The organism is Microbispora sitophila (assembly GCF_014892245.1).
Classification (GTDB): domain Bacteria; phylum Actinomycetota; class Actinomycetes; order Streptosporangiales; family Streptosporangiaceae; genus Microbispora; species Microbispora siamensis.
This window is the reverse complement of the sequence record NZ_JADBGC010000004.1, coordinates 37073-50349: the sequence shown is the minus strand read 5'-3', so window position 1 is coordinate 50349 and position 13277 is coordinate 37073. Positions and strand designations below refer to the sequence as shown.

At 70.6% G+C, this 13277-nt stretch carries 16 protein-coding genes; 9 read left to right on the top strand and 7 right to left on the bottom strand.

Translation table 11 applies throughout. From position 1 onward, the window contains the following. The first annotated feature begins 26 nt into the window (after positions 1-26). Positions 27-782 (top strand): Type 1 glutamine amidotransferase-like domain-containing protein, encoded by a 756-nt coding sequence (locus IL992_RS08260; RefSeq protein WP_193202737.1) that lies wholly within the window; start codon positions 27-29, stop codon positions 780-782. Here the strand turns inward: IL992_RS08260 and IL992_RS08255 are convergent. Then, on the bottom strand, positions 692-1702 hold the full coding sequence (locus tag IL992_RS08255) for a transposase (protein WP_319018423.1): 1011 nt from the start codon (positions 1700-1702) through the stop codon (positions 692-694). The two genes, IL992_RS08260 and IL992_RS08255, sit on opposite strands and share 91 nt — an antisense overlap. Positions 1703-1848: 146 nt before the next feature. Here IL992_RS08255 and lipB point away from each other — a divergent pair, with 146 nt between their 5' ends. Beyond that, positions 1849-2502 (top strand): lipoyl(octanoyl) transferase LipB, encoded by a 654-nt coding sequence (gene lipB, locus IL992_RS08250; RefSeq protein ID WP_079317754.1) that lies wholly within the window; start codon positions 1849-1851, stop codon positions 2500-2502. A 3-nt stretch (positions 2503-2505) separates the two neighbouring features. On the opposite strand, the gene IL992_RS08245 is transcribed toward lipB, so the two are convergent. Together IL992_RS08245 and IL992_RS08240 are read right to left on the bottom strand one after the other, a co-directional pair. Then, the gene (locus IL992_RS08245) at positions 2506-2793 is read right to left on the bottom strand and encodes a DUF6204 family protein (RefSeq protein ID WP_319018422.1); all 288 of its coding nucleotides are present in this window, start codon (positions 2791-2793) and stop codon (positions 2506-2508) included. Then, positions 2790-3443 (bottom strand): TetR/AcrR family transcriptional regulator, encoded by a 654-nt coding sequence (locus tag IL992_RS08240; protein ID WP_193202735.1) that lies wholly within the window; start codon positions 3441-3443, stop codon positions 2790-2792. Before IL992_RS08240 ends, IL992_RS08245 begins: the two co-directional genes overlap by 4 nt. A gap of 82 nt (positions 3444-3525) precedes the next feature. On the opposite strand from IL992_RS08240, the gene IL992_RS08235 reads away from it, so the two are divergent. The 4 genes from IL992_RS08235 to IL992_RS08220 all read left to right on the top strand — a co-directional run bounded on the left by IL992_RS08235 (position 3526) and on the right by IL992_RS08220 (position 7279). Continuing rightward, positions 3526-4701, top strand: a complete 1176-nt coding sequence (locus tag IL992_RS08235) for a M48 family metalloprotease (RefSeq protein ID WP_193202734.1) — start codon at positions 3526-3528, stop codon at positions 4699-4701. A gap of 135 nt (positions 4702-4836) precedes the next feature. Then, on the top strand, positions 4837-5778 hold the full coding sequence (lipA, locus tag IL992_RS08230) for a lipoyl synthase (RefSeq protein WP_193202733.1): 942 nt from the start codon (positions 4837-4839) through the stop codon (positions 5776-5778). Between the two features lie 29 nt (positions 5779-5807). Continuing rightward, positions 5808-6479 carry a DUF4191 domain-containing protein gene (locus tag IL992_RS08225; protein ID WP_193202732.1) on the top strand — a complete coding sequence of 224 codons (672 nt, stop codon included), beginning with the start codon at positions 5808-5810 and terminating at the stop codon, positions 6477-6479. Between the two features lie 5 nt (positions 6480-6484). Further along, the gene (locus IL992_RS08220; protein WP_193202731.1) at positions 6485-7279 is read left to right on the top strand and encodes a class I SAM-dependent methyltransferase; all 795 of its coding nucleotides are present in this window, start codon (positions 6485-6487) and stop codon (positions 7277-7279) included. Between the two features lie 18 nt (positions 7280-7297). Here the strand turns inward: IL992_RS08220 and IL992_RS08215 are convergent, their stop codons facing one another. The 3 genes from IL992_RS08215 to IL992_RS08205 all read right to left on the bottom strand — a co-directional run bounded on the left by IL992_RS08215 (position 7298) and on the right by IL992_RS08205 (position 9576). Further along, on the bottom strand, positions 7298-8584 hold the full coding sequence (locus IL992_RS08215) for an ArsB/NhaD family transporter (RefSeq protein ID WP_193202730.1): 1287 nt from the start codon (positions 8582-8584) through the stop codon (positions 7298-7300). Between the two features lie 213 nt (positions 8585-8797). Continuing rightward, on the bottom strand, positions 8798-9256 hold the full coding sequence (locus IL992_RS08210) for a CBS domain-containing protein (protein ID WP_193202729.1): 459 nt from the start codon (positions 9254-9256) through the stop codon (positions 8798-8800). A gap of 44 nt (positions 9257-9300) precedes the next feature. Then, entirely contained in the window at positions 9301-9576 is a 276-nt protein-coding gene (locus IL992_RS08205; protein ID WP_193202728.1) for a hypothetical protein, read from the bottom strand. A 227-nt stretch (positions 9577-9803) separates the two neighbouring features. Here IL992_RS08205 and IL992_RS08200 point away from each other — a divergent pair, with 227 nt between their 5' ends. Beyond that, the gene (locus IL992_RS08200) at positions 9804-10823 is read left to right on the top strand and encodes a HAMP domain-containing sensor histidine kinase (RefSeq protein ID WP_193202727.1); all 1020 of its coding nucleotides are present in this window, start codon (positions 9804-9806) and stop codon (positions 10821-10823) included. A gap of 3 nt (positions 10824-10826) precedes the next feature. After that, the gene (locus IL992_RS08195; RefSeq protein WP_193202726.1) at positions 10827-11483 is read left to right on the top strand and encodes a response regulator; all 657 of its coding nucleotides are present in this window, start codon (positions 10827-10829) and stop codon (positions 11481-11483) included. 19 nt (positions 11484-11502) lie between these two features. Here the strand turns inward: IL992_RS08195 and IL992_RS08190 are convergent, their stop codons facing one another. Continuing rightward, positions 11503-11964: an RDD family protein gene (locus IL992_RS08190; RefSeq protein ID WP_193202725.1), complete on the bottom strand. Its 462-nt coding sequence runs from the start codon at positions 11962-11964 to the stop codon at positions 11503-11505. 130 nt (positions 11965-12094) lie between these two features. On the opposite strand from IL992_RS08190, the gene IL992_RS08185 reads away from it, so the two are divergent. After that, positions 12095-13129, top strand: a complete 1035-nt coding sequence (locus IL992_RS08185; RefSeq protein ID WP_193202724.1) for a hypothetical protein — start codon at positions 12095-12097, stop codon at positions 13127-13129. Positions 13130-13277: the final 148 nt, after the last annotated feature.

The window sequence follows — 13277 nt, the reverse complement described above, 5'->3', positions numbered from 1 at the left end:
TCGATCCGGGAACAGGAGTGATGCGCATGAGCCGCATCGGGCAGTCGCACATCGTCGCCATCGGAGGCGGATCATTCCGGCAGTCGGAGCGGTACGGGTTCATCGAGCCGACCGCGCTGCTGCGTTACGTCCTCGACCTGACCGGGCAAGACCGCCCCAAGCTCGGCCTGCTCGCCACGGCCACCGGCGACGACGCCGAGTGGCTGCTCAAGATGTACGGCGCGTTCGCCCGGTGGGACGTCGAGGTGAGCCACCTGACGGTCTTCCCGATGCCGAACGTCGAGGACCCCCGCGAGTGGATCCTGGAGCAGGACGCGATCTACGTCAGCGGCGGCAGCGTCGCCAACCTCGCCGCGCTGTGGCGGCTGCACGGCCTGGACGAGGCGTTCGCCGAGGCGTGGCGTGCGGGGGTCGTGCTGTCCGGGCAGAGCGCCGGCGCCCTGTGCTGGCACGTCGGCGGCAACACCGACTCGTTCGGGCCGAGGCTGCGGCCCTGGGCCGAGGGCCTGGGCCTGCTCCCCTACTCCTGTGGCGTCCACTACAACTCCGACCCTCAGCGCCGGGCGCTGCTGCACGAGTCGGTCGCGTCGGGCGAGCTGCCCGAGGGGTACGCCGCCGACGAGGGCGTGGCGCTGCACTACGTGGGCACGGAGTTCATCCAGGCCGTGACCACCGACCCCGAGGGATACGCCTACCGGATCGAGCGGGACGGGCCCGCCGTCAAGGAGCTGCGTATCGAGCCCCGGCTGCTGACCTCTACGCTGTCAGCCTCTCTTCCCTGAGGGGTCGAGCTTGCAGCTCCTCGCCGTGCATGGCGTGCACGGGTCAGGCCGCGTACGGCTGGCCGACGGCAGCCCTGCGGCCGATGTTGATCGCTCCACGAGTGGAGGTCGGCACGCTGAGCCTTGGTAACCGTGACCCGGTCGCGGATGCCTTCGAGGTCTTCGAGGGCGATCCCGGAGCGGGTGTCTTTGGCTTTGCCGACCAGATGCTTGCTGATGCGGTGATTGACGTCCCGGGCGAACCGGGCTTCCTTGCGGCGACGCTTCTTCAGCAGCCGCTTGGCGCTCTTGGTCCCCTTCGCCTGAAGACGGGCACGAAGGCGGGCGTTGCGTCGCCGTACGGCCCGCACACCCTTGCCACAGTGGACTTTCCCCTCGGAGTCGGTGGCCAGGTTGACGATGCCGAGGTCCACACCCAGCCACTCATCAGGCTCGTCCTCACGTGGAGGTTCAGGGACCTGGATCACTACGGCGAGGTAGAAGACCCCCTCGCGGTACATGAGATCAGCCTGTCCCCGCCTGGTCACCCCCGCGGTCACCGACCAGCGGCCCGGGTAGACCACAGGGATGATGACACGCCCACTCATCGTGAGCAGGCTGATCTGGTCGCGGCCCTTCCACGACAGAATCCGTTGGTCATAAGCGACCGCACCCAAGTCCCTGAAAGTGGGCTTGATGGTCTTGTCTCGCTTGTAGGCCTCACACGCCTTGGCGATGGCGCGGATGGCCATCTGCGCCGACAGGCCGAACTCGTGCCTCAGGTCGGTGTAGATGAGCTTTTGAACCGTCATCTTGTTGGCGGTGTGAAGGGCGAACGCGACCTCGGCGGCCCGGTTGGCGGCGGCGTTGCATGCCCGCATTGTCGCAAGCAGGCTCCTGGCCTGCTCGGCGCTGGGGGCGAGCTTCAGCACCTCCGTCACCAACACATTACTGAACGTAACAGTCGTTGGTTGCGAAAGGATCACAAGTGCAGGACCGTTCCGCGCTTCCTCCCGGCTTCAAAGGACTGGCCTTCCACGCTGTAGGTTCCTCCGTGAACGTGAAGGACGCGAAGGGGGCTGGGAACGTGAAGGGCGTGGCCATCGTCCGCCTGGGCGTCGACGTACCGTACGAGCAGGCGTGGACCCTGCAGCGGCGGCTGCACGCCCGGCGGGCGGCCGACGAGATCTCCGACCTGTGCCTCATGCTGGAGCACGCCCCCGTCTACACGGCGGGCAAGCGGACGCTGCCGCACGAGCGGCCGGTCGACGGCACACCGGTCATCGACGTGGACCGGGGCGGGAAGATCACCTGGCATGGTCCGGGGCAGCTCGTCTGCTACCCCATCATCCGCATCGGCGACGTGGTCTCCTACATCCGTCTGCTGGAAGAGGTCCTGATCCAGGTCTGCGCCGACTTCGGGCTGACGGCGCGCCGGGTCGAGGGCCGCGGCGGGGTGTGGGTGCCCGGCGACCCCGCGCACGGGCTGCCCGACCGCAGGCTCGGCACGATCGGCATCCGGGTCTCCGGCGGGGTCACCATGCACGGCTTCGCGCTCAACTGCGTCAACGACCTGAGCTGGTACACCCGCATCGCGGGTGACGACGCCGGGGTCACGTCGCTGGCGGCCGAGACCGGCCGGCGGATCACGGTCGACGAGGTCATCCCGTTCGCCGGCAAACGCCTCGCCGAGGCCCTCGGCGAGGAGCCGTACGACCTGTACGAGGAGGATCTCGCCTGACGGCTACGCGCCGCGGCCCTTCCGGCGGATCTTGATCTGGCGCATGTCGGTCACCGCGATCCGCAGGATCTCGTACGGGTGCCCGTGCGCGTCCAGCGCGGCCATCGCTCCCAGCGCGGCCTCGTCCTCGCCGTCGTCCGGCCCCGCGGGCACCTGGCAGCGGAAGGTGAAGGCGGACACGCTCGCGTCGTGGGTGAACGTGCCGTCCTCGGTGTAGGCGGCGCCGCCCGCCGCCGTCACGGCGGCCCGGCCGGCGTCGTCGAGACCCTTGAACTTTCCTCTGATCGTCACCCTGAACACGGTCGTCCCTCTCGTACGGCATAGGTGCGGACGCGCTCGCCCAGGAGGCTCTCGGCGACGTCGAGCAACTCCAGCACGGCGGCCGCGATGGCGTCCGGGCTCTCCCCCGCCGTCGTACGCCGCCCGATCTCGGCGTACACCAGCGAGTGGAGACAGCCGATGTGCCAGGCGACCACGCGCGGCAGCGGATCGCCGGCGTCGGCGCCGGTCTCCTCGGCCAGCACGACCGCCAGCGCGTCGGTCATCTGGCGGCCGAGGTCCTCCAGCCGGGCGGTCAGCGTGGGGGCGGCCCGCATCATCTCCAGCACGCGCCCGAATCCCGCGCTCAGCCCGACCGTGCGTTCGCGCCCGTGTATCTCCCGGCGCAGGCGCTCCAGCACCGCGACGGCCGCCGACCGGCCCGGCGGCCGCTCCCGCACGATGTCGGCCAGCCTCCGGGGCGACGCCTCCTCGGGCGGGAGCACCAGGTCCTCCTTGGCCTGGAAGTAGTTGTAGACGGTGTTCACGGAGACCTCGGCGGCCTGCGCGACCTCGGCCATCGTGACGTTGTCGAAGCCGCGCTCCACGAACAGCCCGACCGCCACCTCGGCGATGCGCTGCCGGGTCTGCCGCTTCTTGCGCTCCCGCAGTCCCTCGACCATTTCTGAACTCTACTGCAAACTTACAATCGATTGCAGTTTTTCGCGTCTCGCCAGCGGGTACGGCCTCGGACATACTCGCCGCATGAACCTCTCCTCACCCCCCGGCGAGGTCCGTGCCGCCCTGCTCCCCCGTGACGCCAGGAGGCGGTTCCTCCGGCTGCGGGGCCGGCGGCTGGACAGGCCCGGCCGGCCGGCCGCCAGGCTGGTCACCTTCGCCCTGTCGGCCGTCGTCCACGCGGTGACCGCCGCCATCCTGGCCGGCGGCGTCCTCATCGTCGTCAACTGGCACGGCAACGTGCTCGGCTGGCTGTTCGGCGGCGTGCTCGTCGCCATCGCGATCCTGACCAGGCCGCGGACGGTCCGGCTCCCGGACGGCGCACAGGAGGTCACCAGGGCGGAGGCGCCCACCCTGTTCGAGGCCGCAGACCGGATCGCCGGGTCCGTCGGCGCCGCGCCCCCGGCCGCGATCTACCTGCACGACCGGCTCTTCCGGTGTGCCCACCTGCGGGCGGGGATACGGCGACGGCCCGTACTGCTGGTCGGCCTTCCGCTGCTGCTCACCCTGACGCCACGCGAGCGGGCGGGCATGCTCGGCGCGGAGCTCGCGCGCGACGTGAGCGGCGACCCCGGCCGCGGCCTGCTCGTCCCGTCCGCACTCTCCACCACGGGAGAGTGGCGGCACGCCCTGATGGGCATGCGGGTGGACCGATACCGCGACTTCGGCGACCCCCATCTGGACGGGCACAGCGCCGTTCCGGGGGGCAGGATGGCGTCGCAGGCGATCGGCAAGGTCACCGGCTGGATTCTGGTGTGGCCGCTGTTCCTCACCGAGCTCGCACTGCGGCGGCTCGTCTCCGCCCAGTCGCAGTACGCCGTCTACTACGCCGACCAGGTCGCGGCCCGCGCCGTCTCGTCGCGGGCCGTCGTCGAGTACGCCGACGCGCTCACCATGGGGGAAAGCCGCCTCACCCCCGTGATGGCCGCCGCCAGGCGCGGGGAGACGGCCGAGGAGATCCGCCGTGCCGTGCTCTCCAGGGACGCCGACCCCGGCCTGCTGGCCACGCGCCGGGAGGACTCCCTCTCCGGGCAGGCCGCCTGGCAGGCGGAGCCGACGACGGCGCTGCGGGCCGTCCTCCTCGAGTCGGCCGGCGTCGACGAGGGCTCGGTGGGCCTCGGCTCCGGCGAGTCCGACCGGATCGACGCCGAGCTGTCGCGCCACCTCGCGCGGACGGTCCGGGAGCTGTCCCGGATCACCTGAAGGCAGGTAATAAGCTGGGCATGTGAACGAGCGTTCCGACAGGCACGCAGGCCCGCGTACGGCGCAGGGCCGCGTGCTCCCGCTCGGACCCCGGGCCCGCGGACCGCTGCCGCGGAGTGCTGTGAAGGAAGTCGCATGACCGTCGCTCCTGAAGGCCGAAAGCTCCTCCGCCTGGAGGTGCGCAACAGCCAGACCCCCATCGAGAAGAAGCCGCCGTGGATCAAGACGCGGCTGCGCAACGGCCCCAACTTCAACGAGATCAAGTCGTTGGTGAAGGGCGCGGGGCTGCACACCGTGTGCCAGGAGGCGGGCTGTCCCAACATCTCCGAATGCTGGGAGGACCGCGAGGCCACCTTCCTCATCGGCGGCGACCAGTGCACCCGGCGCTGCGACTTCTGTCAGATCGACACCGGCAAGCCGGCCGAGTACGACAGGGACGAGCCGCGCCGCGTCGCCGAGTCGGTGCGCCAGATGGGCCTGCGCTACGCCACGGTGACCGGCGTCGCCCGTGACGACCTGCCCGACGGCGGCTCCTGGCTGTACGCGGAGACCGCCCGGCAGATCCACGAGATGGTGCCCGGCTGCGGTGTCGAACTGCTCGTGCCGGACTTCAACGGCGACCGCGGCCAGCTCGAGGAGGTCTTCTCCAGCAGGCCCGAGGTCTTCGCGCACAACATCGAGACCGTGCCCAGGATCTTCAAGCGGATCCGGCCCGCGTTCCGCTACGAGCGATCGCTGGCGGTCATCGGTATGGCCCGCGAGGCGGGGCTGGTCACCAAGTCGAACCTCATCCTCGGCATGGGCGAGGAGCGCGAGGAGATCACCCAGGCGCTGCGCGACCTGCACGAGGCCGGATGCGACCTGGTGACCATCACGCAGTATCTGCGTCCCACCCCGCGTCACCACCCCGTGGACCGCTGGGTCAAGCCCGAGGAGTTCGTGGAGCTCCAGCGGGAGGCCGAGGAGATCGGTTTCGCCGGCGTCATGTCCGGCCCGCTCGTGCGCTCGTCCTACCGGGCCGGCCGCCTGTACCAGCAGGCGATCGCGGCCCGCGTGGGAGAGTCTCGTTTTCATTAAGTCAGCTCGGCGTTTGTATCCTTCAGACCATGGCGAAAGACGCAGCGGCTCCGGGACGCCTCAAGCAGCTCCGGATGGTCGCACAGATCATTCAGCAGGCGAACCCCAAGGGTATGCCGATCGTCTACGCGTCGGCTCTGGGCACGCTCGTCCTGTTCGTCGTCATCGGCGTGATCTTCAGCTGGACGTGGATCGTGTTCGGCGTCTTCGCCGCCGTACTGGTGGGGATGATCGTCTTCAGCCGGCTGGCGCAGAGGGCGCAGTATTCGATGCTCCACGGCCAGCCGGGGGCGACGTACGCGATCCTGCAGAGCCTGCGCGGCACCTGGTACGTCGAGGAGAAGCCGGTCGCGGTCAACCGCGACCAGGACCTCGTCTTCCGGGTCGTCGGATATCCGGGGGTCATCCTGGTCTCCGAGGGCCCGCCGAACCGGGTGCAGCGCATGCTCGTCGCGGAGAAGAAGCGCGTGCAGCGGGTCGCGGTCGACGTGCCCGTGTACGACGTCCAGTGCGGTGACGCGGAGGGCCAGATCCCTCTGGCCAAGCTCCAGCGGCACATGATGAAGCTGCCCCGCAACCTGAAGAAGGGCGCGGTGTCCGAGGTCAACAACCGGATGCGGGCCCTCACCCCGGCCATCCCGATGCCGAAGGGCCCCATCCCGAAGGGCGCCCGGATGCCGCGCGGCCCCAAGATGCGCTGATCGCGTTGGGCGTCGGAAGGCGGCCGGTCTCCCGGTCGCAGACCTCACGGGCCAACCGGGGCTGGTGGGACGGCGCGGCCGACGAATACCAGGCCGAGCACGGCGGCTTCCTGCGCGACGACGGCTTCGTGTGGTGCCCCGAGGGCCTGGACGAGGCCGAGGCCCGGCTGCTGGGCGACGTGGCGGGGCGCCGGATATTGGAGATCGGGTGCGGCGCCGGTCAGTGCGGCCGGTGGCTGCTGGCGCGGGGCGCGACGGTCGCCGGCCTCGACCTGTCCTACCGGCAGTTGCAGCACTCCCGGCGGATCGACATGTCCGCCGGGATGCGGCTGCCCGTCGTCCAGGCCGACGCCGAGACGCTGCCGTTCGCGGACGAGTCGTTCGACCTGGCGTGCTCGGCCTACGGCGCGCTGCCGTTCGTCGCGGACGCCGGGGCGGTGCTGGCCGAGGTGCGCCGGGTGCTGCGGCCGGGCGGCCGGTTCGTGTTCTCCGTCAGCCACCCCGTGCGGTGGGCCTTCCCCGACGATCCGGGCCCGGGCGGCCTGACCGCCGACCGGCCCTACTTCGACCGCTCGCCGTACGTCGAGTTCGGCGAGGACGGCGAGCCGTCGTACGTGGAGCACCACCGGACGATGGGCGACTGGGTGGGCCTGATCGCCGCCTCCGGCCTCGTCCTGACCGGCCTGACCGAGCCGGAGTGGCCGCCGGGCCACGACCGCACGTGGGGCGGCTGGAGCCCGTTGCGCGGCCGCCTGCTCCCCGGTACCGCGATCTTCCAGTGCGTCAGGGCCGCGTCGTAGGACCCGGCGGGGGCGGCGTCAGACGAAGTAACGCGCCCAGACGTACACCCAGGCCATCGTGATGCTCAGCGCGGTGACGAGGACGCCGTACTTGGTGAACTGCCAGAAGCCGATGCGGTGGCCGGTCCTGGCGGCGATGCCGACGGCCACGACGTTGGCGCTCGCCGCCACCGCGGTGCCGTTGCCGCTGAAGTCGGCCCCCAGGGCGAAGGACCACCACAGCGCCTGCCCCGTCCGCGGGTCCGGGGCCTGGGCGACCATCTCCTCGACGACGGGCACCATCGTGGCGACGTAGGGGATGTTGTCGAAGAACGCGCCGAGCACGCCGGAGCCGAACAGCAGCACCGTGGCCGCGAGGAAGTGGTCGTCGCCGAGCGCGCCGACGGCCCAGCCGCCGACCGTCGCGATGACACCCGTGTTCACCAGCCCGGCGACCATGACGAACAGGCCCATGAAGAAGACCAGGGTGCTCCACTCGACCTCGCGCAGGACCTCCGGCACGTCGGCGCGGGACACCAGCAGCATCACCCCGGCGCCCACCAGGGCGACGATCGACGGTTCCACGTGCACCACGGCGTGCAGGCAGAACCCGGCGACGACCCCGCCGAGCACGATCATGCACCGCGCGAGCAGGCGCGGGTCGGTGATCGCCCGCCGTTCCTGCAGCGCCATCACCGCGGCCACCCGCTCCGGCTGGTAGCGGAACGACTTGCGGAAGAGCATCCGGGTGAGCAGCACGAACACCACGAAGATGACGACCACGATCGGTGCCAGGTGGGCCAGGAAGTCGTTGAACGTCAGCCCGGCGCGGCTGCCGATGATGATGTTCGGCGGGTCGCCGATGAGCGTCGCCGCGCCACCGATGTTGGACGCGAGGACCTCGGCGATCAGATACGGCTGAGCCGGGATGCGAAGCCGGTCGCAGACCACCACGGTGACCGGCGCGACGAGCATGATCGTGGTGACGTTGTCGAGGAACGGCGAGGCGATCGCGGTGATGACCATGAGCATGACCATCAGCCGGTACGGCCGGCCCTTGGACTTCTTCGCCGCCCAGATGGCGAGGTAGTCGAAGACGCCGGTGTGCTTGACGACGCCGACGATGATCATCATGCCGAGCAGCAGGAAGACGACGTTCCAGTCGATGCCGGCGGTCTCGGAGAAGAACACCTCGTCGCCGGGGATCAGCCCCAGGACGGCCATCGCGCCCGCGGCGACGAGAACCACCTTGACCTTGTGCACCTTCTCCGACGCGATGAAGAGGAAGGCCACCAGGAAGATCGCGAAGGAGACGACCGCGCTCACGTGCGGCGCCCCGGGGGTCCGGCGGTGAGCGCACGGCGGCAGGAGTTCCGGTGCGGCGTCCCGGTGGGAAGGCGCCGCGACGACGACGGCATGGCGAAGCGGTGAATGATGAAACCTCCGGATCATGGACATGTCGCATGACGCGACGTGACAGACGCGACAGGGTCTGCGACCGAAGAGGGCGGGGGCGGCCCCGCGGCTCACTCGTGACGGTCAGTCGCCCGGCGGGAGAATCGCCAGGCTGGTGAGCAACCGCTCCAGCGTGATCGCCCCGGCCAGGGTTCCGTCGCGGCCGACGACCGCGACGATGGGGCTCCGGAGCCGGGTCATGACGGCGGCCACTTCGAGCAGGGTCGCGTCGAGGGGCGCCGTCACCGGCCTGGGCGGCTGGGACGGCAGGCAGTCTCCCACCGTTATGCCGGCCAGTTCCTGCCAGAAGCGGTCGGCGTGGGCCTCGTCGATGGCCCGGGCGAGCGCCGAATCCTCCTGATAGGCCCCGGGAACCGCGAGACGCAGAACCTGCGTGCCGGGAAGCACCCATCCCGGCCGCCTCCTGTCGTCCACCACGATCAACCCCGGCATCCGGTTCAGCACCATGATCCGTACGGCCCGGGCGACGGGGTCGTGGACGGTCACCGTCGGCAGGTTCACAACGACATCGCGCGCTCGCATCAGGTCATCACATCGATCGGGGAGACGTACGGTTCTCGGCATGGTCACCGGGCCGCTTCCGTGAACTCGGCGAAGCGGCGTTCGAGATGGGCGAGCCGATCGAGGACGGGCCTGCTGTGCAGGATGTCGGCGAGCTGGTCGGCCTCGCGCTGGTCCAGGTTGATCGCCTGCAGCAGTGTGTCGGGCTCCGCCGGGTCGTAGACGAGAAGCCGGCGACGGCCGGACTTCTCCACGAGCACGCCGAAGCGCCGGCCGTCGCGGGTGACACACTGGTGCACCACGGTGGCGATGCCGGGCAGGGTGGCGCGAGTCACGTCCATCTCAGGTCCCTCCGATCGGTGCCAGGGCCGGGATCAGGGTCCGTTCCGCCGCCATCGCGTCTCCCCTCCCGTCCGCCGTCGCCTCTGTTCCAGTCTTCGAGAGGGCGTGGGCCGGCACCATCGGGTCCGGCACCCATATCGGGAGAGGTATGACATGGAGGAACGCCCGCAAGATGGGGGGCACCCCGCATGGACATCCGCGTACGAGGACGAACAGGCTGTGAGCCGTGAACGAGCGCACCGACCCGCAGAGCGGCCGGCCCTCGAGGGCGCCGCGGTCGCGGCACCCGGGCAGGGCCCTGTTCTGGCGGCTGTTCGCGATCAACGGACTGGTCTTCACCGTCGGGACCTTCGTGCTCGCGATCTCCCCGGCCACGGTGTCCTCACCGGTCCTGCTGACCGAGATACCGGTCCTGACCGTGGGGCTGGCCCTGATCATCACGGCCAACGCGCTACTGATCCGCAAGAGCCTGGCCCCGCTCGACTCGCTCACCACCCTCATGCGGCGGGTCGACCTGCTGAGGACGGGCGACCGGCTCACCGACAGCGGCAACGGCGATCTCGCCCAACTGATCGGCACGTTCAACGAGATGCTCGAACGTCTCGAAGCCGAGCGCAGCGCCAGCAGCGCATACGCCCTGGCCGCGCAGGAGGGGGAACGGCGGCGGATCGCGCGCGAGCTGCACGACGAGATCGGCCAGAGCCTCACCGTGGCGCTGCTGGCGCTCAAGCGCGTCGTCGACCGGGCGCCGGAGGAGCTCCGGGAGGAGCTGTGCTCCGCCCAGGAGACGGTCCGTGCCAGCCTGGACGAGGTGCGGCAGGTCGCCAGACGGCTGCGGCCCGGTGTCCTGGAGGACCTCGGGCTGCACAGTGCGCTGAGCGCGCTCAGCAGCGACTTCTCGCAGGCGAGCGGGATCCCGGTCACCCGTGAGGTCGACACCGGCCTGCCCGCCCTCAGCGGAGAGGTCGAACTCGTGCTCTACCGGATCGCTCAGGAGGGGCTGACGAACGTGGCCAGGCACTCGCACGCCCGTCATGTGGAGCTGTCACTCAGGGAGGAGAGGGGACAGCTCACACTGCGCATCGCCGACGACGGGCGCGGGGGCGTCCACAAGGAGGGAGCGGGGATCCGCGGGATGCGCGAGCGCGCCCTTCTCATCGGCGCCCGGCTGACCGTCGACTCCCCGCCCGGCGGCGGCACGGACGTGCGTCTGGTCGTACCCCCGCACGCGGTGAAGGAGAGCTGAGCCGTGGAGAACCGCAGAACCCGCATCCTGCTGGCGGACGACCACGCGCTGGTCCGCCGCGGGCTGCGCCTGATCCTCGACGCGGAACCCGATCTCGTGGTGGTCGCGGAGGCCGCCGACGGCGCCGAGGCGGTCGAGGCGGCCCGCTCCGAGGAGATCGACCTCGCCATCCTGGACATCGCGATGCCCCGCATGACCGGAATCCAGGCGGCGCGGGAGATCTCGCGGCGCACACCCGGCATCCGCATACTCATCCTGTCGATGTACGACAACGAGCAGTACTTCTTCGAGGCGCTCAAGGCCGGCGCCTCGGGCTACGTGCTCAAGTCGGTCGCCGACCAGGATCTTCTGGAGGCCTGCCGGGCGGCGATGCGCGGGGAGCCCTTCCTCTACCCCGGCGCGGTCACCGCCCTCATCCGCGACTACCTCCAGCGCGCCCGGCAGGGCGAGCGCATGCCGGACAGCATCCTGACGCCCCGGGAGGAGGAGATCGTCAAACTCATCGCCGAGGGCAACTCGGCCAAGGAGATCGCGGAGACGCTCTTCATCAGCGTGAAGACCGTGGACAGGCACCGCGCGAACATCCTGCAGAAGCTGGGGATGCGCGACCGGCTCGAACTGACCCGCTACGCCATCCGCGCCGGCCTCGTCGAGCCATGACCGAGGCCGCCCCGCGGAGTCAGAGGTTGACGACCACCGTGCCACCGGCGCGGTCGTGCAGGCCGCGCCGGTCGCGGTCCCAGATGAGCGCGGGCACGGCGAGGCACAGCAGCAGCGTGCGCACCAGCACGCCGAAGAAGGACGGCCGCCCGCCGTCGAGCCCGGCCACGCGGATGCCGAACAGGCGCATCCCCAGCGTCATGCCGATCGTGCCGACCAGCAGGACGTACTCCGCGGCGAAGATCCCGAGGCCGACCGCACCGATGTCGTTCCCCTGGAAGTGCAGCAGGCCGCCGGCGATGGCCCAGGTGCACAGCAGCCAGTCGACGACGACGGCGCCGATCCTGCGCCCCCACCCCGCGACCGCTCCGGGACCCTGCTCGGGCAGGCCGAGGCGCTGCCCCGGATAGCCCAGGTCCACCCCGGCGGCCCGCGGGCCCCCCAACCAGGTCTGCGTCCAACGCGGCTGCCGGTCACTCATGGTTTCCCAGCGTATCGGGGAGGGTCACCGGTCTGGCGTCCGGCCGCGCAGCCGTACATCATGGGCAGGCTTATCGCATTAAATCCCGGTATCGTGAATCGTTTCCGACCTGAGCGCTTTGGAGGGAACCGTGCGGCCGGCGGACCCCGATGACATCGACGCGCGCTTCGAGGCGCTGGTCGCGCAGTTCGGCGAGGACGAGATCCGGCGGATGACCGCGGCGGCGGAGTCGGTCGCGTCACCGCCGGGACGGCGGCGCCGCCCGGCCGTGCTGGCGGTGATCGCGGGCCTGGTCGTGCTCGTGGGACTCGTCGTCGTCCTGCGGCCGGACGTCCTGGAGAGGCTCGGCATCGTCCGCCCGGCCTCCGGCGGTGAGGACCTGATGATCTCCGGTCCCGTGGTCGCCCGGCCCGGGCCCGTGCTGACGCCGATCCCCGACGGCGAGGAGGGCCTGTTCGACCATGGCCCCGTCCCGGCGCCGTCCGCCGGTCCTTTCGCCGGCACTCCCGCCGTCGACTACGCCGACGGGGAGCAGGGGCTGGCGATGCCCGCGGCCCGCGCGCTCGGCGGGCTCACGGACAAGGAGATCGGCCAGGCCCTGCAGCGCGTACGGCGGCTGCTGTCGGCCGCGCACCTCGATCCGGCCACCGTGCGGGGCGAGCGCCCGGAGGAGTTCGTCCGCCTGCTGCATCCCCGGCAGCGCGAGGAGTTCCTGCGCCACCTGGACGACAGCGGCCCCTCCGGCACCCGGTCGTGGCTGTTCAGCCTCGCCCCGGACGCGGCCGAGCCCTTGGGGGACGTCGTGAAGGTCTCCGGCGAGACGACGATCTCCGAGAGGGCCGGCGGAGGCGTCACGATCGAGACGGACTACCTGTTCGTCCACCCGGTCAGCCGCCCCGGCGCACCTCTGATCGTGACGAGGGTCGTCGAGCACCACAGGAGCAAGTTCTCGGCGTACCGGGAGGGCGGGAAGCTCGTCGTCTGGCTGGCCGCGGACAAGTCGGCGCTCTTCGGTGCGAATTGCGACCCGGATGACGGATTCGTTCACCCGCGCTTTCCCGGCGACCCGCGGGGAGCGCGGCCCTCCGGCGAGCCGGTCGACCCTTACGACCGCGCCTCCGGCGTTTCCGGCGGGCCGCGCTGCCCGGCCGCGTTGGGCACCTGACCTGGGAGAAGGCCGTACGATGGAGCCCGGGGAACGGCGGGCCGACGTTATCGCCGCGACCGCCCGGGTAGCGCTTTCCCTTAACACGCGCGAAACAATCGAGACATGGGGCGGAAACGGCATCGGCCTATTTTCGGGTTGCTAGCCC

Excerpts from the sequence above, each read along its gene's own strand:
- IL992_RS08260 (WP_193202737.1), top strand. The coding sequence starts at position 27 with ATGAGCCGCATCGGGCAGTCGCACATCGTCGCCATCGGAGGCGGATCA.
- IL992_RS08240 (WP_193202735.1), bottom strand. The coding sequence starts at position 3,443 with ATGGTCGAGGGACTGCGGGAGCGCAAGAAGCGGCAGACCCGGCAGCGC.
- IL992_RS08235 (WP_193202734.1), top strand. The coding sequence starts at position 3,526 with ATGAACCTCTCCTCACCCCCCGGCGAGGTCCGTGCCGCCCTGCTCCCC.
- lipA (WP_193202733.1), top strand. The coding sequence starts at position 4,837 with ATGACCGTCGCTCCTGAAGGCCGAAAGCTCCTCCGCCTGGAGGTGCGC.
- IL992_RS08225 (WP_193202732.1), top strand. The coding sequence starts at position 5,808 with ATGGCGAAAGACGCAGCGGCTCCGGGACGCCTCAAGCAGCTCCGGATG.
- IL992_RS08210 (WP_193202729.1), bottom strand. The coding sequence starts at position 9,256 with ATGCGAGCGCGCGATGTCGTTGTGAACCTGCCGACGGTGACCGTCCAC.
- IL992_RS08205 (WP_193202728.1), bottom strand. The coding sequence starts at position 9,576 with ATGGACGTGACTCGCGCCACCCTGCCCGGCATCGCCACCGTGGTGCAC.
- IL992_RS08190 (WP_193202725.1), bottom strand. The coding sequence starts at position 11,964 with ATGAGTGACCGGCAGCCGCGTTGGACGCAGACCTGGTTGGGGGGCCCG.